Origin of the sequence: Halorubrum sp. SS7 (genome assembly GCF_005435055.1) — an archaeon.
Lineage (GTDB): Archaea > Halobacteriota > Halobacteria > Halobacteriales > Haloferacaceae > Halorubrum > Halorubrum salinarum.
On the sequence record NZ_SGXV01000749.1, the window covers coordinates 1 to 217 of the forward strand.

Consider the following 217-nt stretch of genomic DNA (forward strand, 5'->3'; position numbering starts at 1 on the left):
TTCGTATTCGCCGACGACGAGACGAGCCCGGAGTTCCGTCGGATCGTTGAAGAGTCGCCGCTTACGTACCGACGAACGCTGGCGTGGGACCGCGAGAAGTTCGGGATGGGGACGTACCACCGCGTTCAACACTACCCGATCATCTCGGCGACGAACGGCGAGACCGAGCGATACATCCGCGACCGAGGAACAGTGTTCCGGGCGATGAAGCACGACG

1 protein-coding gene is annotated in these 217 nt (G+C 62.2%); it reads left to right on the forward strand.

The genetic code is table 11. The features are described 5' to 3' along the window. The coding region (locus tag EXE44_RS20595; RefSeq protein WP_158293531.1) for a hypothetical protein at nucleotides 1-217 on the forward strand (217 nt) is incomplete at both ends.